We start from the raw sequence: 19,979 nt of genomic DNA, 5'->3' as shown, positions 1-19,979 counted from the left end.
CCATGTATGCTTTTTCTCCGAGTCTCAGGGCACTCCGCCGTGCCGAGGCGTAGCCTTGGCGAAGACAGGTTGTTAAGTTTTTTTCATTTCCAACAGGCAACGGAGGAAACAGAGTTGTATTGATTTTTTCCTCCGTTCTCTCCGTTGCCTCCTGTTGGAAATAAAAAAATGAACGAACAAACCCTTCAGGATATCGGACCGCTCGGCGATCAGTCCCTACCTCATGATTCGTGTCACTTGGTCAATTCGTGGTTTCATAATTACAATATCTGTGCGCATCTGAGCAATCTGTGGTTAAACTTTGGTTGCGGCTTCGCTGCTCTAAGTTGATCAGTGGTTAAAATTCTTTTTTCCAACAGTTTATTGAGTCAAGTAGCTGAGTAGATCGGCCATATCATTTATCGTGAATGTATGCTCCAGGCCTTCGGGCATAAGAGAGCGACCAATTCCACTCATACTCCCAACCTCGCTCCGAGGGAAAATTTTATTGATACCGCCCGGAAGCATTAGAGTAACATTGCGACTGTCTTCGGCGGCGATCATCCCTGTATAAGATTCACTGTTGTTTAGCTTGAAATGAAATGCCTGATATTGAGGTGCCACTTCTTTGTTGGGGTCCAGGATGTTGTTCAGAATGGAATCTTTCCCCGCGCTTTTAAAGGTAGCAATGGGTGGTCCGAACACAAACCCTCTGCCGTCCTGAGTCTGATGACAGCTAAGGCAGGTGTTATTGAAAATGGTTTCACCGCGTTGTGGATCTCCAGCAGTTTCAAGTGCAGCTTGGTAGCGCTCAATAAGCCCCGATCGTTGCTCAACAGCGGGGAGAACGTGCGCAGCTATTTTCAGTACCTCATGGTTTTCGTGTTCACGAAGCGTTTGTATCGCATCGGCAGGTACCTCCTCGATTCTCAATCGGTTTTCGTCAATGGCTTCAAGGAGCTGGAGTGCATCCCCGGGCTTACTGATCATTTTTCTGACTGCGAAGTCGCGTGCCTCTGAGGATAGTTTGTCGAGGTGCTCTATGATAAACGAGTTGTCTGTGATTTCCCGTACCGCCTCTGTCGCTAGCGACTCCGAGGAGGACTCGTTCACTAGAATGCTTTTGCGTAATGCTTCGTTTGCGTTTCCAGATTGGAGTCTTAACAAACGTAGAGCACTCAGGCGGTCCGCCTCCGGTGCCTCAGAATCGTTCGCAACTTTGGCTGCGTTCGTAAAAAGACCTGATAGGATTTCAAGTCTTTCGATTTCGCCCCAATCTCCGTTCGCATATGAAACCCCGTCTTTAAATGCTGTTAACCAGGTGACGATTTGAACAGGCAAGCTGGAACTTGCTAAACTACCTAATGCGGCTTCGAGTACTTTCTTGTTGCCGTTTCGTCCGGACATTTTGGCCAACTCCAAAATAAAACCATCAGACTCTTTTACCGACGGATGTTTCCATGCGGCGATGATCGCCGATTCATCACGAAGAGAATTGAGAATGGCGGCTTCGAGCCATGGATCGCCTTTCCAGTCCGACAAGTTTTTTATCAATGATTCTTCGCCATTGAGACTCGCTGGAAATGGGGATTGAATTGCCTTGTGTTCAAACGAGTTTCCACGTTCGAAAAGTAAACGCCTTGCGGTCGTTTGCTGCCAGTCGTCTTTCGCATGACGAGCCAAAATACCAAGCTTCGTATTGCTTGCTTCTGAGAGTTTGGGAATTGGCGACCTCATGAACCCTTCCGGTTCGACGCGGTATATTCGGCCGCGATCAAAACCGCTATTGAGGTCGAGGTGTTTTTTTATTCCTGGGGGCAACGACCAGGGGTGTTCGATAACTTCGCGGTACATGTCGCAAATGTAGAGACAACCATCGGGACCGGTGGAAAAACTCGCGGGTCGAAACCAGTTGTCGCTACTACGCAGGAATTCCGTTTGATTTTCGTCATCAGCTCGGATGGCAATTGGTTGGACCTGTCCTCCTATTTCCTTGAGCACTTTGCGATGGACCAGGTTACTGCCTACATCGCCGACAAATAGATTATTTTGGTAGGCTTCCCCATAGGCGTTTCCCCAGTAGGCATGAATGCCGGTGGCCGAGGTAAAGTAGCCGGAGACACGGCCATCGCCTTCGATCATACCTTTGACCACACCCGATACCCGCCACCGCGTTCGAACGACGCGCCACGGTTCATCCGCGCTTATGCGATAAACGGGAGCTGCAGCTCCGTCGTTTGGAATATCCACCAATGCGGCGGGTAGATCGTAAAAGGGATTAGCTCGGACATGGTTTCGTTCGTATGCCACCCAGAGGGCATGTTGTGAATTGCTGCATACAAATCGGCGGCCCAGGGAATCGAAGCTCATTCCATATTGTGCGGTCCCATTTTCAGGTCGAAGGTCCAGTTTCTCAGGATCGAACGAAAAGTCCGCACCCCGGATAGATACCGGCCCAAAGTTTGGATCGATTGGGTTGGTAACGTTGCCCCCATTCGCTGCGGTGGCACCCCAGATTCGGTTGTCGGGTCCCCAGCGAAAGCTGTTGAAGAGCGCCTGCATATTGAGCCTCGGATTGCCTTCTCCGAAACCGGTGAAAACGAGTCGCTCCTCGTCACTGACACGGTCGCCATCCAGGTCCTTGAAGTAGTAAAGGTCCGGTGTCGCTCCAACAAAGACACCTCCTTTGTAGCAGACAATTCCCGTAGGCCATTTCAGGCCATCTTTGAAAATAGTGGAGGTTTCGAATATGCCGTCGCCGTCTACATCTTCCAGGTAACGGATTCGACCTAGCGCCTCTTCCCTGCGCTCAGAATATCCGCGCATCTCGATGACATACATGCCTCCATCTTCGTCGAATGCCATGGCTATAGGATCCACTATCTTCGGTTCGTGGGCAACGAGGCGAAGTTGGAATCCAGGACTAATTTCAAAGGTTTCGAATACCTTTTCGGGTTCTGTAGCTGGGATGCGGGGGAGTTGCGATGGATCGATCTCCGGTTCCTGTCCCATTCCGGCTATAGCGGTCGTTAGAAAGAGAATGAAAGTGGACCACGTTCCGAGCGATTTCATCGCATAGTTAAATTCGCTGGACTGGATTCGCTTTACGGGAAACGTTGAAAAAAGCTGGCTAAGAGAAGGTAGGCGTTTTGTAATCACTGAACTGCCATGTTGATAGGAAGAAGACAATTTGCAATCACTGCCGCCTGCGGATTTGCCGGTATGGCATTTTCTCAAGGCTGCTCCAATAAAAAGAAGGAAGAGGTGATCGATATTCACCAACACCTCAACTATGTGAACCGTAGTGATCCTGACTTTATTGCCCATCAGGAGAGGATGGGTGTTACGCGATCGGTATTACTTCCAGCGGGTTCGTACCTGAATGTGGAGTCTACGCATTTTGGTGAGTCCAACGGATTGGCTGCGAAAATCTCGGTGACGCAGTCGGCCTATGAGTTAACTCAGGAGCACCCTGACAAGTTTGTCTACTTCTGTTGCGAAGTACCTGATACGGATGGTGCCATCGAATCGATGGAGTCGTGGCTAAAGAAAGGCGCGGTTGGGATCGGAGAAATGAAGTTTAATATCGACTGTGACTCCGCTCCGATGATTCGGGTTTACGAATTGGCCAACGAGTATCAGGTGCCGGTGTTGATTCATTTCCAGCATGGCATGTACAATCACGGCTTCGAACGCTTTTACAAAATCCTCGAACGCTTTCCCGATGTGAATTTCATTGGTCATGCTCAGACCTGGTGGGGCAATATTGATGCGAAGCATGAGCAGGAAGTGATGTATCCTGCAGGGCCTGTTACCCCGGGTGGATTGACGGATCGCTACCTGGCCGACTACCCGAATATGTATGGCGACCTCTCGGCGGGCTCGGGCAAGAATGCGCTGGATCGCGATCCGGAACATGCCGCTGCGTTTCTGGAAAGACATCAGGATAAACTGTGTCTTGGAACTGATTGTCCCGACATAGAAGGGGAAGGGGAAAGCTGCAAAGGTTCGGGCCAGATCGCCAACGTGAGGACTTACGCGCATGATCCCGAGGTTCGCGCCAAAATATTTTCAAAGAATGCCCGTCGGATCATTCGTATTTCCTAGAGGTCTAACTGATGAGAAAGTCATTAATCACTTTTGCTGCCAGTGTTGCGACGGTTTTCTGTTTGATACAACCAGAGGCGCGATCATCCCCGCCAAACATATTGATCATTACCGCAGACAACCTCGGATATGGAGATCTTCGGTGCTATAATTCTGAGTCCTCGATCATAACTCCCCGATTAGATCGCTTGGCGGAGGAAGGGACCCGGCTGACTAGCTTTTACACGGCTTCGTCCACATGCACTGTTTCCCGCGCCTGCTTGCTGACCGGTCGTATTCCACAACGGCATGGATTGCTGGATCAATTGTCAGGGGAGGAGGGAAATTACGGCGTTGGGCTAAATCAAAAAGAGCTATTAATTTCTCAGATTCTTAAAACAGCCCCGACACCCTACGTTACTGGTTGTTTTGGAAAATGGAACATTGGCTTTGCCGAAGGCTCCCGTCCGACTGAGCGTGGATTTGATGAGTTTGTAGGGCATGCATCCGGGAACATGGACTACTATCATCACAATTACCGGACTCGGCACGATCTTTACGAAGGCACGACGGAATTGCATCGAGAAGGCGAATACGCCACGGATATTATTGCCGATGCAGCGGTAGATTTCATCCAACGGAACTCAAAGAAAGACAATCCGTGGTTTTGCTATTTGCCTTTTAATGCTCCGCATTTTCCCAGCGCAAAAAACAAAAAACCGGGTCAACCCAATATCTGGCAGGCACCGGACTGGGCGTTCGAAGAATATGGATGGTCACCGGCTGAGCAAAATGTTGAGAAACGGTACGCTGCGGTGGTCACTGCTCTTGATCGAGGGATTGGCCAGGTGTTGGATTCCCTCGAGGAGGCAGGCGTAGCGGAAAATACCTTTGTCTTCTTCATGTCAGACAACGGTGGCTTCCGTCTCGATAGAGAAGGGATCGACGTGGGGATCAATGATCCGCTCAGGAGTGGAGGAGTCACTTGCTGGGAAGGTGGGATACGCGTTGTTGCGATGGCGAGGTGGCCAGGGCATATTGAAGCAGGATCGGTAATCGGAGAAGCGTTGTGGTCGCCCGACCTGATGACGGCGTGCGCCGAACTCTCAGATGCAAAGCTTCCCACCGGTATTGTTTTCGACGGCAAGAATCCGCTTCTGGCTCTGACTGACGGGGCCGAGTCTCCTCACGAGTCGCTATTCTTCGTTTATCAGAAGCATGAAGCCTTGCGTGAGGGAGATTGGAAAATCGTGCGGGAGGATTCAGAGGAACTCTGGCAGCTGTTTAACCTGAAGAACGATATTTCGGAGTCCAGAAACCTCGCGAACAAGTTTCCTGATCTCGTCGCGAAGTTGGAGGGTACGTTTAGAAAGTGGCAGGAAACGTTCTGAAATTATATTGGTGATTATAAAACTGTAGGAGCGGCTTTACGCCGCGATCATACGGTCAACCATTCAGGTAGATGACTGTTAATACATTAGAATTGGCGCGAAGGAACTTAGAGCAGCCAAGCCGCAACCACAGTTTTACTCAACCACAGATTGCTCAGATTGGCACAGATTTTGTAATGATTCCTTAACCACGAATGGACACCAACTGACACGAATCAGAAGGTAGGGACCGACACGCCGAGCGGTCCGATATCCTGAAAGGTTTGTTCGTTCATTTTTTTATTTGAACCCTTCGACATTGCTCAGGCCAAGACAGGGTAACGGAGATAACGAAGGAAAAAATCCATACAACTCTGTTTCCTCTGTTGCCTTGTTCAAAGCATTTTTCTAAACGGAAAAAGATACAGGTCTTAACCACCAGTCTCCGCCCAGGCTACGTCACGGCACGGCTGATGACACTGATTTCCACTGATGAAAAAAGACCAAATTATTCGTGGTTAGCTTATGCGGTTTCGGATTTCGGGTCTGATTCTTGGAATGGTTAAATGTTTCTGTCATAAAGAAAGGCTTTCAGTTTTTCGCGTAATTCAGTGCTTTTCGTAGTTTAAGCAGTTTTCGTCGAACGTATTTTAATACTGGTTAATCGAGAGGTTACCGTGATGGGTTGAGGCATGAACACTTTGCTTTAAAAATAAGATTCTACCGGATAGCAGTACAAAGAACCCAATGACCCTTAGGCTGATTTCTTTTGTGGCTTTTGCGCTTTTTGTGGTTTCAACAAAAATCAGGAAACACTCGACAAAAATTGAAACACGCTAATTTAGCACACACCCGAAACTGAATTTATTGCGTTCTTTGCGATCTTTTGCGGCCAAAAATTATCCCACGCAAAGCTAATTGATGATTCGCAACAAAGCTTCTCAGCAAAGTTGCGATTTCAACTGGACGTTCATCGAAAGATCGCGGCGTAAAGCCGCTCCTACAGTTTGAAAAAACTTTACAGATTCAACTCCGCCTTAAGTTTTTCAAACCCCGCCGGATCGAAGGGCGTATTTTCCTCATTCGATTGCTTGGGACCTGGTGTACTTCGGCCGTTTTCGACGTAGGAGGTCAGTAACCTGTATAGCTCCCTCACTTTGTCGTGATTGGCTGAATATACATTTGTGGTTTCGGAAGGATCAGAGCGAAGGTTGAACAGCTGAATCGGTGGCAGGTCCAGGTCCTTGGTTTCATTGGGTGTTGGATAACTCCAACCACCCGATCCCGGGCAGAGTACCAATTTCCAATCTCCTTTGCGAATGGCGAATGAACCGTTGATTGAATGGTGAACCGTCGCCTCGCGATGCTGCTTGGTGTTCCCTTTTAGAGAGTCGTAGAAACTGACACTGTCTTCGGCCGCATTCTTGGGGACCTTTGCTCCTGTGATTTCTGCCAGCGTCGCAAACAAGTCCGTCAGGCAAACGGTGGCTTCGGAACTGGATCCTCCTTTGAAGCCTTTTGGCCAATGCGCAATAAAGGGGACACGGTGGCCGGCTTCGTAGATATCGGCCTTGTTTCCGCGGAAAATACCTCCCGGCTTATGCCCCACGGCGTCCAGCTCTTCAAATACGGCACGGGGTGAACAACCGTTGTCACTCGTAAAAATAAACAGTGTGTCTTCGGCGATCCCATTGCGTTCAAGCGCTTCCATGATTTGTCCCATATGCCAATCCACCTGCATGACAAAATCGCCATAAAAATTGGTGTTACTTTTTCCCATGAACTCGGAGATCGGGAGAATCGGTGTGTGTGGACTCGGTAGAGGTAAATAGAGGAAAAACGGTTGCTTGGTTTGAGATTGTTTGTCGATATAGTTGATCGCGCGATTCACAAAATTGGGTGTTGTCTGGGTGTGATTAAAGTCCGACCCGGTAAGACCCTCACGCCAGAAGCCTTTGTAGTCTTGATTCACAGTTATGCGATCAGGCGGGGCGGTGATCTTGCCGTTTTCCACGTACACATAAGGTGCCATATCCAAAGAACCACAGTGACCGTAATAATAATCAAATCCTAACGCATCTGGTCCATTTTTAACCGGTTTGTTGTAATCGATGACATCGTTGGTCTTAAGATTGTACTGATCATTGGGACCGCCTTTGCTATACGCAAAGTCCCAACCCAGGTGCCATTTTCCAATCATGGCCGTGTGGTAACCTTGGTCTTTCATCAGGTCCGCCACGGTGTAACGATCCGTATTGATTAAATGCGTAGAGGCTCCGCCCAATACTCCTCGTTTCAGGCGACTACGCCAGCTGTAACGCCCGGTGACGATTCCATAACGGGTAGGCGTGCAAACTCCTGATCCCGAATGGGCATCGGTAAAGCGCATACCGGCAGCTGCGATTCGATCCAGGTGAGGGGTATGGATTTTGGATTCCTGGTTGAAGCAACTCAAATCACCCCAACCCAAATCGTCGGCGAGCACGTAGACTACATTCGGCTTTGCTGCTGACAGAGCAATTGTCAGGGATAGGAAACTGATTAGGGGAAGAACGGACTTTTGAAAGGAGAACATACCCTCAATCAATAGAGTCGTTCGCTAAGACCAAGTGTAAAATGTCCTAATGCTATATTATGGTAGGGCGACTGCGTCCTCGCAGTGCCGTGTAATTATTGAATGTTCGGCGGCAGAGCGGGGACGCTCTGGCCCTACCTGTTTATTAACAAGGTAGCCAAATTGCCTTAGTAACTCAGCACAAAAAAGTGCACTTTTAACAATTAACCCATGCTCTTCAGCGCTTCAACAAAAACATCCAGTTCATCCGTAGTGGTAAATACATTCGGGGAAATGCGACAGCCATTAACACCGCTTCCATTTATTCCCACGGTCCAGATCTTGTGTTTTTCCAATAAGGTTGTGGCCATCTCCACTGGATCCATGCCTTTGATTCCGACGGTGGCGATTCCGCAGGAGCGATGTCGCTCCTTGGGAGTATTCATGATAACATGATCCATTTTGCGGGCTTTATCCGTCCAATAGTTTTGAATGTAGCGCAAGCGGGCCTCTTTGCGGTCTCCTCCGATCCTGTTATGATAGTCGATGGCGTTGGCAATCGCCAGGTCGGTATGCGCAGGATGGGTACCTGTATGATTGAGTTTAAGGATGTCGTCATCTTCCCTGGGTTGATCGGCAAACACAGGCCAGATCTTATGGACGTTCTTTTTCTTCACATACAAGAAGCCTGCGCCAAGTGGGACACTTAGCCATTTGTGAAGACTGGTTCCGTAGTAATCGCAATTGAAGTCGCTTATTGAGAAATTGAAATGACCGAAGGCATGCGCTCCATCCACCATCACATCGACTCCTTTAGAGTGGGCCATATCGCAGATTTTTCGGATAGGAAGGATGTGGCCGGTAATGTTGATGATGTGACACACCATCAATAAACGAGTTTTTGGTGTAATCGCCGCAGCATAGGCTTCGACGATTTCTTCGTCCGACTTAGGATGCATGGGAACATCGATGACCCTCCTCACCACACCGTATCTCTTTTCTACGAGCTCAAACATGTTCCGCATGGCGCCGTAGTCCTGGTTTGCGTAGACCGCTTCGTCTCCCGCTTTCCAATCATACCCTCCAATGACCGTATCCAAGGATTCAGTGGCGTTTCTCGTAATGATCAATTCATCGGCTCCGCAGCCTGCCATTTCAGCCAGCTTCGCCGTTATTCTGGCCTTATTCTCGATCCGAAAATTCCGCATGTAGTACGAGCCTTGGTAGTTCACTTCGCGGACATGCTCTATAAAATGCTCCAACGTTTCTTCCGGTTGTATGCAGTAGAAACCGCTTTCCAGATTGATGTAGTCGGGCTTGAGTTTGTAGGTAGCTCGAATCTTCGCCCAGAAATCGTTATTCTTGGCCAACTTTTCCGAGGGAAGGTGTTCGAAAGCTCCAAGTATGCTTTCCAACTGGGAAAACACCGGAGCAGTCAATCCCATCAAGGCTATCCGTTTAATGAAGGTACGCTTATTCATGGTAGTTCAATTTTTTAACCTTAGAAGGAGGATGTACAAATTGCCAGCGATACTTTTAAGAGATTGCTTTAGGGTGCAATTTTATCTGCGGGGAGTGTCCGGCCTTTTGCTAAACCGAACGGCTCAATCCAATTTTTCTTGAACCCAAGATGGGTAGGGCGACTGCGTCCTCGCAGTGCCGTGTATTTCCGGGACGTTCGGCGGCGGTGCCTGCCTTCGCGCAAGGCTACGGCACGGTGCGACGGGGACGCACCCGCCCTACCTTTTTGTCTATGTGACACCGGAAATCAACTGCATCAAAGTTGTAACTCCCCCTTTTTTTTAAATTACACCCATTACTGTAGGAGCGGGTTTACCCCGCGATGCTCGAAGACCATCGACATTTTAGATAGATATTCCAAATCTCCACATCGTCCGCACATGCTAATGCCAAAACGAAAATAATCACAACCAGTATGACTGGCTCAAAGCAATCGCGGGGTTACCGAGGAGCATCGCGACGACACCTCAACAAGCGGAGCGCAGTTTCGAGCGGAGCGACACCAACATAACAACCCGCTCCTGCTACAAAGTTTAAATGCCTATACCCAAGTAGTGTCTTTACTCAGTCTTTGGTCCATACTTGTTTTACCGAATAAGCGTTTCCGGTTGGAAACGTCGGGGCTCCTTCTACATGGTCGAATACTTTGATTATGAAATGCCCTTTGATTATATCCCTTGTAGCTAGACCCTGTTCGAAAAGCCTTCCGGAAGGAAGGTTTTTCGCTTTTTTTGCTTTGAGTTGTGCTTGCAGACTCTCCCTCTGAGGCTTTAGCGGGTGTGGAAAGCTTATTAACGGGGCCGAGAGCATGTTCAGGGCATTTTGTCTGGTTTTTGGGCGCAGTTATCCCGTACTAATCTCTGCTGCGCAGGGTAAGGGGCTGGATTCAGGCCGCTTGCTTCAATTTCTCCAAGTGCCGTTTGCGCACCAAGGTGATCCGGCAGCAGTTATAGGCCAGAACTTTTTCCAACAGTTCGTTGCGCACCGCATCGATACCGCGGCGACCCAGTTCGCCAAATTCAAATCCATCTTTGATCGTGAACATCAGCGACTCGACCGCCGAGCGATTCCGCCGCGCATCGCGATACACATCGCTGTCCCAGTCCTGCGGGTCAGTCAGCTTCTTTCCTTTGGCTCCGCTGATGCTGAGGATCTTCACTCCCATCTTCAGGAGTTGGCCGCGGCCCTTCGCTGAAGCGTATCCGTCATCGGTGCTGACCAGCTCGGCAATCACCCCGGTGCGCTCAATCGATTCGCGGATAGCCGGCACGAGCTTGATGGAGTCCGCCGCGTTGCCTTGGGGAACCATCAGGCTGGTGACAAATCCGTTCTTGCTGCGTACCAGTTGCGGCTTGTAACCAATGACGGGATCGCGGCCACCCTTCTTGATATAGCCCGCCGATCCGTCCGACAGACTCAGGACCTTCTCGGTGGAGGGGAGTTGCTTGCCGTGGAACACGCGGTCCGCAGCATACTCGACCACCCGCTTCGCATCGGCAATATCGTTGCGGATGCGCTCCAGCACCCGCTTCAGAAACTCCCGGCTGCTGGGCGGCAGTGAGTTCATTTTCAAACCTTCTTCGAGACGGGCGAGTTCACCCCTCAATGAGTCAGCGGCTTGCCCGCCCTTCCTTAGCAGTTTGCGGTAGTGCTTTTTCAGCTTGCCCCGTGAATGGGGTTTGCCCGCGCTCAGGCAGATTTGAAACTCCAGTTTGTCCATCTCATCAAGCCAGCGCGGGACCCATCCTTTGCGAAAGTCCTGCAATCCCAAGATGTGGAGTTTCTGTCCCAGGCGATGCACCCGGCCCAAGAGGCCGGTGAGTATCTTCCCGTCGGTGGGCCAGCTGCTGTTAGCTTTCACCGCAGTGCTGTCGATCGTCGATTCCTTGAAGTCATCGAGGCTTTCTTTCAGTACAAACTCAATCTGTTTGTCCAGGATTAACTCCCGGGTGGCAAGGCTTACCAGGTTCACGTTCTCCAGAATGGTTGTCCATCCCGGCATATTCAATTCCCGCTCCTGCAGCAAGGCGTGCAGGCTCATCGATTCGCGAAGAAAGCGCTGGGCGCTCTTGGAGCTCAATGATCCGAGAAATCCGCGAAGCATCAGGAAGAGGTACACCACGTTTCCCGGCATCCGAGGACGCCCCACCGCAAGGGTCAATTCATCGGCAACGATAGTGCGCTGCCTGATATCCAGATGCGGCAGATCACCGGTGCGGCTTTCAAAGAACCTCCGGTCCTCCATGCGCAAGTGTTTTTTCTTCCGCGCATGAATATCCAGATCCTGTTCGATTGCAGCCACAATCTCCGGGGCAAACCGGAGCACCTCATCCAGTTCGTCCAGATAATCACGAAAGTCGGTGTCCGGAACCGGTAAAAAAAGGTTGCCCGACGGAAGGGAAAAGTTTGTTTTATTTTGTGTCGCACATACTAGCATATTCAGCTCCTTGATTGTAGTTAAGCTGTTGGATACTAGTATGTTGCGGCACTATTCAAGTCTTAATACTGGATTTATTAAACTTTTTCACGCGCATTTTACGCCCAATCAACACCTTTTCGAATAGGGTCCAGCTAGTCGACCTCCAATCTTACTATGGCCGCCATTCAAAAGGCGTGATAGGAGTGATGAAGCGTCCTTTACCATGGAAAGTGCTATACGGACCTCCATTGGCGATTGTTTAAAGATTGTTGGAGAAGCTGAGATTAACGCGGCTTCAAGAGAAAACAGTTTCAGTCTGTCTAATTCAACCGCGTCCTGAGGATTAGGTAATGATGCGCGAACTTCCATCAAAGACGTTTCGTATGGGAAATTGGATACCGTGTTACCAGCTTTTGTAGCACGAACCAGTAATTGTTTGGGAACTGACCAGTTACCCGCATGGAGAGATATCGATTGTTCTGGCGAAAGGCTCCAATTCTTGCCGAAGCGGTTATTGAGATAGGCGGCACAAAATTGCCAGAATGAGGCATACCAAGCTGTGCTTTCGCCTTGTAGTTCATTTGAGCGGGAGGGGACATACCATCCTTTCATGACCTCCTTGATGAAGCCATTTTTAAGTAAACGCTCACGGTCCGTACGAGAAAGGTCCTTGGAGCGGATTGCTGCCGCACCATCTTCTTTCTGGAGCTGCTTGAGGCGCTCAAGAGACTTTGCCAGATTTTCTGACGGTGAACTCATTTTTGTTAATTAGGTTTTTGTGCGTACTTAAAGTGATGCTATTAAGTGTCCCTGTTATTAGGCTATTATGTCAATGCGCAATTGGATTATTGTGCTTTTGGGTATGTAACGAAAGGACGAAGGAGCGATTCTTAAATTGCGACAAGGCAGGAATGGTGAGATTGGGATTGTTCACGCAAATAGGCTTTCCATATAAGGTGTCATGACAGACTTGATACGACATTGTCCTGCAAGTCAGTTGATCTCGATGGTCGTGAAGTAGTGTTCTCGCCAAGCTTGGTGTAGTGCCTCGATCTTATAGAGTCCCATGGGATCTTAGTAAAAAATGAGGCCCCGCTACGCAGTGATCAACCTATGGTCTTACAATCAGGTATTGCTCCTGAAAAATCAAGTGGCAGTTATGAGCCTTCCATTTTCTGGTGTGGGGGACGGGATTTTCCAATTCTTTCGTGGAAACCTCGAATACCAAAATTACCATTCGAGAAGTATGGTATGAGGTTGTCCCGTCTGTTCTCTTGTTCCTCTCGATCTTTATTCAAAATGTCTGCCCGAGCTTGATCCTAGCTCGTTTTGGCAGGAATAATACCCCTTTAAAGCCATGATATACAATAGCTTTGGTGCGGGCGGGGGGAATCGAACCCCCCTCTCAAGCTTGGGAAGCTCACATACTACCGATGTACTACGCCCGCTGATTAAAGAGTGGGATAATCTACTCCTTCCTGGGGCTGATCAAGCAATCCTTTTTATTCGCTCTAGTGAATCAATCCCTCTATCTACCTAATCATGATCAAAAAATTATTCGTGTTCGGTTTGATTGGTATGCTTTTGAGTTCTGCCGGTTTTGGCAAAACAAGTTATCTGTTATCCAAACCCGGTGAACTACTCCTGAAAGAAGACTTCGGTTCTGAAGAGCTTCCCGAGCATTTCAGGGAAGGAGCGGGTGTATGGGATATTGTGGATGGGACACTTCGCGGAAGACAACGAGCAGAAGACAATCATACCGCTTTTCGGAAAATCCATTTGGATCACTATAATGTCATTTACGAATACGACATGAAGATGGAAGGGGACGGATTCACACGTCTGATGATCAACTGGGATCTGGTCCATGTCTCAAAAGGAGAGATCCATTACGACAAGGCACAGGTGGTTAAGATAAAGGAAAAAGGCAAGCGTGCTCAAATGGCCAAGCAGAAGCGTGACCAGGGTCTTGATCCCTTGAAGGGTGATTATGAGGAAGCAACCTTCGTCATAAAGGAAGTTCCATTGAACCTCAAAGAAGGGCAGTGGTATCACGTAGTTATTGAATCGGTCGGTGATAAGTTGAGTCTGCAGGTTGATGGCAAATCGGTCGTTGGCCAGCACGACGGCTTTACCGAAAAGAAGGACAACTTTGGATTTCAAACAGGAGGGTTGGAAAGCTATCTCTACATCGATAATGTTCGGGTTCGCGAACCGATTCCGTTGAAGGAGCTGTCTGCGAAATAGGTATCACATTCTCGTGCCGACAATTTGTTTATTGCATTGGCATTTTTAATCCACCTTCCACGTCGCTTCAGGAGTTATAATGGACACCTAAGGACGCTCAAAGGCACTAATTTGAAAGGAGAATTAGTTAAGCGTGAATTTAGCGTTATTAAGCGGTAAACCCTGCCTATGATGGTAGTGATCTCGTCACCCTTGCTCCGAATTGGCTCTGGTTTGAGGCTTGCGGATTAATGCAACTCGGTCGATGATGAGTCGGTCGTGAGCAATATGTCCAATCGTCGGCAATTTCTTAAATCCTGTGCAGCTACTGGTGCTTTTTTGGGATTGGGAGATGGTGGATTAATTCCAGGCCTTCCTGTCCTGCGAGCGGCCGAGTCGCAAATCCAAACAAACTTCGTCCGATTCAGTCCGGATATCGAGCCGTTAGTTCGTTTACTGGAAGAGAGCTCACGTGATCGATTGTTGGAGGAGATCGCTCACCGGATTAAAACCGGAACTTCGTATCATGAAGTGCTCACATCCTTGTTTCTTGCCGGCGTGCGTAATATCCAGCCACGCCCGGTCGGGTTCAAGTTTCATGCAGTATTGGTGGTGCATTCCGCTCACCTGGCCAGTCAGAACTCCCCTGATAGTGATCGGTGGTTACCCATATTCTGGGCTCTGGACTATTTCAAATCGTCTCAGGCGCGCGATGTGTCGGAAGGTGATTGGATTTTGCCATCGGTGGATGAACGGATGCTGCCTTCCGCTTCAAAGGCTTTAGCTCTGTTTAGAGAAGCCATGGACCAGTGGGATGAAACCAAAGCGGATAGCGCTGTAGCTGGTCTGGCTCGATCGGCGGGAAACGAAGAACTATTCGATATATTTTGTCGTTATGGTGCACGTGATTTCCGGGACATCGGGCACAAGGCCATTTATGTAGCCAATGCTTGGAGGACATTAAAAACGATTGGCTGGCAACATGCTGAGCCAGTGCTGCGCTCGCTAGCATACGCGCTCCTCGAAGGCGGCGAAGATAACCCTGCCCAGAATGATTACGAGGCCGATCGACCCGGTCGAAGAAATCTTCAAGCGCTCAAAGAAATTCGAACCGGTTGGCAACAGGGAGAAATCAAGCCGGAAGCCTCGTTGGAACTTTTGAACGTTCTACGTCAGGGCAGTTGGCAGGATGCCAGCAAAAAAGTAATCGATCTGCTCAACCGTGGGATTGATCCACAATCTATTTGGGACGCCCATTTCCAGCATGCGGCTGAGATGATGATGCGGCGGCCAGCTATTGTTGCGCTGCATGCGTGTACGACTTCCAATGCCATGCACTACCTATACCAGCACACAAACAACGATGAGACCCGGCGATATTTGCTCCTGCAGAACTCGGCCTTCCTTACTATGTTTCGTCGGGCCGGAGGCGTAGGGGAGGGTATCTCAATTGACACCTTCAATCCAGTCGAGGGAACTCCAAGCCTGGAAGACGTTTTATCGGACGTAGGTAATAATAGGATACTGTCTGCGCAAAAGACGTTGGCCTACCTCGAGCAGTCTCAGGACCCGCAGTCATTTATTGCCGCCGCTCAGCGCATGATTTATCTCAAGGGCAACGATTCACATGATTATAAATTCAGTTCCGCCATGCTGGAGGATTATCGGCATCTTTCGCCAGAAATCCGGGCGCGCTTCCTTTCTTCTACCGTTTTCTGGCTGGATGGCCATGAAAAACCTGACAATAGGTTGGTGGCTCGGACCCGGGCCGCGCTAAGTTAATTACAGAATACGGGCGACTTGGCTTGTAAGGTTCTGAATAATTCGGGATAAAGAAGTTTTATGAACCGACGCAACTTCATCCAAGGTCTGGCTCTAGCTGGAGCAGCATCCATTTTAAAATTCCCCAATGAGTTAAATGCTCAATCAAGGGTTACGAATTCGAAACTAAAAATCGTATCAGTCGACGCTTATCCGGTAAAGTTGTGGGAGCGCTCCAATCAAGGAACTTTGCCAGAGTTTAAGTCCGACTTTGATCCGAAACGCTGGCGTTATACCGGTCCTTTTGCCCAATTGGCTGGTGCCATTGTCGTGGTTATCAAAACAAACAATGGCATAACCGGATTTGGTATGGGTGGTGGAGGCAAAGTGGGCTGCGAAATTATTCAGGGTCACTTGAGGCATTTGTTGATCGGAACCAATCCTTTAAACATAGAGCTGCTGTGGGATCAAATGTACACGTCCTCAAACTTTTATGGACGGCGTGGTGTTTTTGTAATGGCCCTGAGTGGAGTGGATAATGCCTTATGGGATATTTTTGGAAAACATGCGGATCAGCCTGTGTATCGCCTATTGGGTGGGACAACCAAAGACCGGATTCCTGTGTATCATACCGGTGTGCCGGAAGCGGTTCAAAATGGACTCGATTTGAACATTCGCCACTTCAAGGTGGTTATTTGGGATGGGCTGGCGGAAGGCGAAGAAGGTAAACGCAGAACCGTAAAGACGCTTCAGGCATTTAGGGAAAAGGTCGGTCCGGATCGGACCATGATGATCGAATGCGTAGCCGGCTGGGACGATGTTGATTACACCATCGATATGGCCAAACGATTGGAAGACTTAGATCTTTATTGGATAGAAGAGCCACTCTCACCGGACAACATTCTGGGCTACGAGCGATTGGTAAAAGAAATCGACAGCACCCGAATTGCCAATGGCGAGCATGAGTACACCCGTTTTGGATTTGCTGAATTGATACGGCATAATGCTGCCGATGTTTTGCAGCCCGATGTGACCTGGTGCGGTGGTGTAACTTCTCTTCGGAAAATTTCAGCAATGGCCGCTGCTCACGGACTCGAATTTACACCTCATCGGGGAGGTAGTCTTTTTGGTCTTCCCCTTTGTTTAGCTTCGGGACAATGCAATTGGGCAGAAAGCTTCGGCACCACGGACGCGGGAACTGAATTGATGAATGCCATGAGTGCAACCTTTGAAAACGGTTACTACCTTCCATCCGAAAAGCCGGGGTTCGGTACCGCGCTCACTGAGGAACTCGTAAAGGAATATTCGGTTTCCTGATTATAGGGAATAGTTCCGAGGGACAGAAGAGATCATTTATTACCCTTCCTCTGCCGAACTACTTCATACAGGCATACTCCCGTCGCTACGGAAATATTGAGGCAAGGCACATTTCCCTCCATGGGGATTTTAACCAGGTCATCGCAAGTATCCATGGTCAGACGTCTTAGGCCATTTCCTTCAGATCCCATCACGATGCCGATGGCACCAGTAAGTTTGAGATCATAAAGATCTTGTCTCGCTTGGTCGGAAGTTCCGATAAGGAAGAGCCCGGCATCTTTCATCTTGGTCATCGATTGGGCCAGGTTGCTGACTTGCACGACAGGTACTGATTCCGCTCCGCCAGAAGCAACACGACGAACGGTTTCGGTGATCGAAGCGGCCCGGTTCTTGGGAGTAACCACAGCAATGACTCCTACTGCGTCAGCAGTTCTTAAACAGGCCCCAAGGTTATGTGGATCTTCGATACAATCGAGTATCAGGACGGTGGGGCTATCGAGCTCGATAATTTTCTCATAGAGCTCTTCTTCCGACATACGGGGAAGCGGGGCGTTGATATCCACGTGTTTGCTTTCCCGTGGGGGGTTCTTCGATCTGTTGTTTCTTCTAGCCATACTGGATGTCGCGATAAAAGAGGGTTTAACCAACGAATCAATCCTGGATTTACTTTGGACTGGATTCCGTCCGACTTTCCACGAACTTCACCAGGTCTGAGAAAACGTTATGCAAAAACAGGTCTTTTATCGAAATCTGAATTCCTAACTCCAGGTTTATTTGGTTCACCATGCGCATGGCTTTTATTGAATCTCCGTTTAGTAATAAAAAGTCGTCGTTAGTGCTGATCGATTCACAGTTCAGTATGTTTACCCATATGGTTGCCAGGATTATTTCCGTCGGCGAGCTTGGATCTGTGTTTTGAATTTCCTGATTCGGGGTCGTATGCTGTTCAGTGGATGAATCCTTAAAGGATCCGTTTCTTGATACTTGTTCTTGGAATTCAGGCCCTGATTTAACCCTCCCCAGGTATTCCAGACAGCCATCCTCTTTAAATCGTCCGAGATCACCTGTTTTGAAAATCCTGAATCCCGGGTTACGGGTGTCTTCTAGAAATGACTTAATCGTCCTTTCAGTATCATTCCAATATCCGGGACTTAGAAAACGACTTCGAACAACAATCTCTCCCAACTGATTAGTGACCACTGGATTGCCATCTTCACCAATCACGAAGATTTCCATATCTTCGACCGGGTAACCTATAGGGACTGTTGTAGTTGGTAGCTCCCCATCTTTTTCAAAAAAGAATTGTCTGCATAATCCGGTTTCGGTTGAACCTAATCCGTTCACCAGGATGCATTTTGGTGGGCAAAATTTTGAAAACAATTGCAGGTCTTCGACAGCTGCTTCATCTCCCTCGAGCCGAATCATGCGAAGACTGGATTTTACAGAGAACTCATTAAGGGCAAAGCGAAATACCAGAGGAATGGAATGATAAATGGTTATCTCCTCCTCAATTAACCAACTCGCCAAGGTGTCGATGGAATCCCTATCTGTCCTGTTTGGGAAAACACTGGCACCATTTAACAAAGCACCATACTGACTTGAAACGCAGGCACTTAAACTGGGGGAATGAAGCAAGGTGAGTTTGTCCTTCCAGGTTATTTTCAAACTGTTTGTATACCTCAGAATATTGTGTAGAACATTTCGATGGGTGTCAGTGACTCCTTTGGGTCGACCAGTTGAACCGGACGTAAAGTAAATGTAGGCCAAGGAATCTGGATCGATTTGGAGACTCGGATTCTCAATTGGCGGCCCAGATTCAAATTCCTCAATATTGATAATTCTCTGTCCGGATTGAACAAGGTTGTTTAACCTAAAGGAGCTTTTGTTATCAGTCAGAATGGTGGAGGCATCCAGGCACTGAAGTATCTCAAGTAGGTATGATGGTCGATCGGATGGCTCTAATGGCACGTAAAACATTCCTGCCTTTAATACCCCCAGGGTAGCCGCAATAAATGGGGCTCCTTGTTCGCATAGGATCACGATTGGGGATTTGGCAGGAACTTTTTTTGAAAGTAGATCCGATGCAATGCGGTTTGCGTAGAGATTGAGGGAATTATAAGTGAGCCCACAACTCTGTGTTTTAACGGCGAGGTGTTTCCCGTGTTTCCTTACTTGTTCCTCAATGCGTTTGGGAATGGACTGAGCAGTCTCAGCAACTGAAATGGGCTCGAAGGAAATCATTAAGTATTTTGTTTTGAACAATAGGTCAGTATCTGGAGGGTAGTTTCTGATGAGTGCAAAACCTAAACACAAGCCAACCGAACGAGAGGAGTCTCTCTGCCCTTGTAAGAGCCAGAAGACCTATGGTGCTTGTTGTATGCCATATCATTATTTGAAGGCAAAGCCTGAAACAGCGGAGCAACTTATGCGTTCCAGATATAGTGCCTACTTTTTCAGGCGAATCGAATACCTGCTCGATACCACTCATCCTGATACACGCGAGCCTGGACTGCGGCAGGAAATCGTCAAAACGATGGAACAGGTCAGTTGGAGTTTCCTGAGAATTCTCAGCACCAGTGGCGGTGGGAAAGAAGACAAGACCGGGAAAGTTGAATTTATAGCTGATTACTATTTAGAGGGTGAGCTTTACGAATTGCACGAACGTTCCCGGTTCAAGCGCTTTAAGGGTGCCTGGAAGTACTTGGACGGGAAGAAGTAAAATGTGGTGCCCACGTTTGTTCTCAAG

The 19,979-nt window shown here is 48.7% G+C and carries 13 protein-coding genes and 1 tRNA gene; 6 read left to right on the top strand and 8 right to left on the bottom strand.

The window, feature by feature from the left end; translation table 11 throughout:
• Positions 1-360 precede the first annotated feature (360 nt).
• Positions 361-3,051, bottom strand: a complete 2,691-nt coding sequence (locus O3C43_07020; protein ID MDA1066238.1) for a c-type cytochrome — start codon at positions 3,049-3,051, stop codon at positions 361-363.
• A 96-nt stretch (positions 3,052-3,147) separates the two neighbouring features.
• Between O3C43_07020 and O3C43_07015 the strand changes: the two genes are divergently transcribed.
• Both O3C43_07015 and O3C43_07010 read left to right on the top strand, forming a co-directional pair.
• Positions 3,148-4,086, top strand: a complete 939-nt coding sequence (locus tag O3C43_07015; protein ID MDA1066237.1) for an amidohydrolase family protein — start codon at positions 3,148-3,150, stop codon at positions 4,084-4,086.
• 11 nt (positions 4,087-4,097) lie between these two features.
• Complete coding sequence (locus tag O3C43_07010; protein ID MDA1066236.1) at positions 4,098-5,456, top strand: sulfatase-like hydrolase/transferase; 1,359 nt, start codon at positions 4,098-4,100, stop codon at positions 5,454-5,456.
• Positions 5,457-6,453: 997 nt separating this feature from the next.
• Here the strand turns inward: O3C43_07010 and O3C43_07005 are convergent.
• From O3C43_07005 to O3C43_06985, 5 genes are all read right to left on the bottom strand, one after another.
• A complete protein-coding gene (locus tag O3C43_07005) occupies positions 6,454-8,010 on the bottom strand; it encodes an arylsulfatase (GenBank protein MDA1066235.1) in 1,557 nt (518 codons plus the stop codon).
• Positions 8,011-8,213: 203 nt separating this feature from the next.
• A complete protein-coding gene (locus O3C43_07000) occupies positions 8,214-9,470 on the bottom strand; it encodes an aminotransferase class V-fold PLP-dependent enzyme (GenBank protein MDA1066234.1) in 1,257 nt (418 codons plus the stop codon).
• 926 nt (positions 9,471-10,396) lie between these two features.
• Entirely contained in the window at positions 10,397-11,947 is a 1,551-nt protein-coding gene (locus O3C43_06995) for a transposase (protein MDA1066233.1), read from the bottom strand.
• Between the two features lie 108 nt (positions 11,948-12,055).
• Positions 12,056-12,688, bottom strand: a complete 633-nt coding sequence (locus O3C43_06990; protein ID MDA1066232.1) for a hypothetical protein — start codon at positions 12,686-12,688, stop codon at positions 12,056-12,058.
• A 615-nt stretch (positions 12,689-13,303) separates the two neighbouring features.
• Positions 13,304-13,377: transfer RNA gene (locus O3C43_06985), tRNA-Gly, on the bottom strand.
• A gap of 94 nt (positions 13,378-13,471) precedes the next feature.
• On the opposite strand from O3C43_06985, the gene O3C43_06980 reads away from it, so the two are divergent.
• From O3C43_06980 to O3C43_06970, 3 genes are all read left to right on the top strand, one after another.
• The gene (locus tag O3C43_06980; GenBank protein ID MDA1066231.1) at positions 13,472-14,176 is read left to right on the top strand and encodes a hypothetical protein; all 705 of its coding nucleotides are present in this window, start codon (positions 13,472-13,474) and stop codon (positions 14,174-14,176) included.
• A 267-nt stretch (positions 14,177-14,443) separates the two neighbouring features.
• Positions 14,444-15,937: a twin-arginine translocation signal domain-containing protein gene (locus O3C43_06975; protein MDA1066230.1), complete on the top strand. Its 1,494-nt coding sequence runs from the start codon at positions 14,444-14,446 to the stop codon at positions 15,935-15,937.
• A gap of 60 nt (positions 15,938-15,997) precedes the next feature.
• Positions 15,998-17,233 carry a hypothetical protein gene (locus tag O3C43_06970; protein MDA1066229.1) on the top strand — a complete coding sequence of 412 codons (1,236 nt, stop codon included), beginning with the start codon at positions 15,998-16,000 and terminating at the stop codon, positions 17,231-17,233.
• A gap of 32 nt (positions 17,234-17,265) precedes the next feature.
• Here O3C43_06970 and rlmB read toward each other — a convergent pair whose 3' ends face one another.
• Positions 17,266-17,847, bottom strand: a complete 582-nt coding sequence (gene rlmB / locus O3C43_06965; protein ID MDA1066228.1) for a 23S rRNA (guanosine(2251)-2'-O)-methyltransferase RlmB — start codon at positions 17,845-17,847, stop codon at positions 17,266-17,268.
• Positions 17,848-17,896: 49 nt separating this feature from the next.
• On the bottom strand, positions 17,897-19,474 hold the full coding sequence (locus O3C43_06960) for a non-ribosomal peptide synthetase (GenBank protein MDA1066227.1): 1,578 nt from the start codon (positions 19,472-19,474) through the stop codon (positions 17,897-17,899).
• A gap of 49 nt (positions 19,475-19,523) precedes the next feature.
• Here O3C43_06960 and O3C43_06955 point away from each other — a divergent pair, with 49 nt between their 5' ends.
• Complete coding sequence (locus tag O3C43_06955; protein MDA1066226.1) at positions 19,524-19,952, top strand: YchJ family metal-binding protein; 429 nt, start codon at positions 19,524-19,526, stop codon at positions 19,950-19,952.
• The last annotated feature ends 27 nt before the right edge of the window (positions 19,953-19,979 follow it).

Source organism: Verrucomicrobiota bacterium (genome assembly GCA_027622555.1).
Taxonomy (GTDB): Bacteria; Verrucomicrobiota; Verrucomicrobiia; order Opitutales; family UBA2995; genus UBA2995.
Note: the sequence above shows the minus strand (reverse complement) of the source record. Positions and strands in the feature narration are given on the sequence as shown.

Excerpts from the sequence above, each read along its gene's own strand:
- O3C43_07020 (MDA1066238.1), bottom strand. The coding sequence starts at position 3,051 with ATGAAATCGCTCGGAACGTGGTCCACTTTCATTCTCTTTCTAACGACC.
- O3C43_07015 (MDA1066237.1), top strand. The coding sequence starts at position 3,148 with ATGTTGATAGGAAGAAGACAATTTGCAATCACTGCCGCCTGCGGATTT.
- O3C43_07010 (MDA1066236.1), top strand. The coding sequence starts at position 4,098 with ATGAGAAAGTCATTAATCACTTTTGCTGCCAGTGTTGCGACGGTTTTC.
- O3C43_07005 (MDA1066235.1), bottom strand. The coding sequence starts at position 8,010 with ATGTTCTCCTTTCAAAAGTCCGTTCTTCCCCTAATCAGTTTCCTATCC.
- O3C43_07000 (MDA1066234.1), bottom strand. The coding sequence starts at position 9,470 with ATGAATAAGCGTACCTTCATTAAACGGATAGCCTTGATGGGATTGACT.
- O3C43_06995 (MDA1066233.1), bottom strand. The coding sequence starts at position 11,947 with ATGCTAGTATGTGCGACACAAAATAAAACAAACTTTTCCCTTCCGTCG.
- O3C43_06990 (MDA1066232.1), bottom strand. The coding sequence starts at position 12,688 with ATGAGTTCACCGTCAGAAAATCTGGCAAAGTCTCTTGAGCGCCTCAAG.
- O3C43_06980 (MDA1066231.1), top strand. The coding sequence starts at position 13,472 with ATGATCAAAAAATTATTCGTGTTCGGTTTGATTGGTATGCTTTTGAGT.
- O3C43_06975 (MDA1066230.1), top strand. The coding sequence starts at position 14,444 with ATGTCCAATCGTCGGCAATTTCTTAAATCCTGTGCAGCTACTGGTGCT.
- O3C43_06970 (MDA1066229.1), top strand. The coding sequence starts at position 15,998 with ATGAACCGACGCAACTTCATCCAAGGTCTGGCTCTAGCTGGAGCAGCA.
- rlmB (MDA1066228.1), bottom strand. The coding sequence starts at position 17,847 with ATGGCTAGAAGAAACAACAGATCGAAGAACCCCCCACGGGAAAGCAAA.
- O3C43_06960 (MDA1066227.1), bottom strand. The coding sequence starts at position 19,474 with ATGATTTCCTTCGAGCCCATTTCAGTTGCTGAGACTGCTCAGTCCATT.
- O3C43_06955 (MDA1066226.1), top strand. The coding sequence starts at position 19,524 with ATGAGTGCAAAACCTAAACACAAGCCAACCGAACGAGAGGAGTCTCTC.